The organism is Pseudoduganella ginsengisoli, from assembly GCF_009720865.1.
In the GTDB taxonomy this organism is placed as follows: domain Bacteria; phylum Pseudomonadota; class Gammaproteobacteria; order Burkholderiales; family Burkholderiaceae_D; genus Rugamonas; species Rugamonas ginsengisoli.
The window spans coordinates 1-1,301 of sequence record NZ_WNLA01000071.1; the positions used below are offsets into that span (position 1 = coordinate 1).

General features: G+C 72.9%; 1 protein-coding gene. It reads right to left on the reverse strand.

Annotated elements, in window-relative coordinates; genetic code table 11:
* The coding region (locus GM668_RS30735; protein ID WP_211923483.1) for a hypothetical protein at positions 1-1,301 on the reverse strand (1,301 nt) is incomplete at both ends.

The following is a 1,301-nucleotide window of genomic DNA, read 5'->3' on the forward strand; positions in this document are numbered from 1 at the left end:
TGCGCGCCCTGCCCGCCAGTCGCCTGGGCCGATGCAACGGCACGGCGCTCCGCTGCCGCCAGCGCATGCGCCGCCGCATTGCCGCCCGTGCCGCCCGGGCCGTTGCCGGTCGAATTCAATGGAATCGCCACGCCGCCCGCCGCCACGGCGGAACTGGCGGCATTGCCCCTGCCCTTCACGTCGGCCAGCGCGCTGGCGTTGCCGCCCACACCGATATAGCCATGCTGGTTATAGCCGCCCGTGCCGCCATTGGCCACGCTGCTGCCGCTGACACCCGCACCGGCCCGCGCCGATGACAAGTGCAGCACGCTGTCCGCGTTGCCGCCCCGGCCCGCCAATGACTGCGTGGTTTCATACGAATGGCCGCCATAGCCGCCCTCGGCCAAGACGGCGCCGGACAGGCTGGCGGCGCGGCTGTCCGACACCGTCAACCTGGAACGCGCGTGGCCTGCCCGTCCGCCCGGCCCCAGCCGGCTTTCGCCGCCATCGCCGCCCCGTGCACGCTGGTCCAAGGTCAATGCGCCCGTGGTGCTGCCCGATACCGCATTGACCATGGAGCTATCCGCGCCGTCGCCACTGGCTGCCCCGGCGCCGCCAAAACCGCCCGGCCCGCCATGCTGGATCGCCATCACGCTGACGGCGCCGCTGCCGGACTGGCCGCTGGCTTGTGCCTGCCCCGTGCCGCCGTTGCCGCCCTTGCGGCCCGGCGTGATGGCGGAACCGGCTACACCGCCATAGCCTTGCGCCAGCACGTTCACGCTATGGTTGCCCGTGGTGACGGCATGCACGCTGCTCGACGCATTGCCGCCATTGGCGCCATGGCCTTGCGCGCTGTAGCCCGCCGATCCGCCGCCCGCATTGCCGCTGGCGGCGATATCGCCCACGCCGGCCACCTGCACCCGCGATACCGCATCGCCGCCCGCCATCGCGCGCCCGCCATTGCCCGTGGCGCTGCCGCCATTGCCGCCACTGGCCTCGCTGCGCACATCGAGGCTGGACGCTGTGCGGTCATGGACTTGCATGTGCGAGCGCGCCCGGCCTGCCGCGCCGCCATCGGCCCCGTTGCTATCGCCGCCGCTACCGCCATGGCCCCACTGGCTCAGCATCAATTTGCCGCTGGTGGAACCCGTCGCCGCATTGTTCAATTGCGCGTCGGCGCCCTTGCCGCCCGCCGCGCCGTTGTAGCCATTGGCGCCCAGGCCGCCGTTGACGAGCGCTTCCACTTCCACCTGGCCCCGGCCCGACACACCCCGTGCCGCCGCAGTGGCCTCGCCGCCCGCACCTGCCTGCCGCCCCGCGCC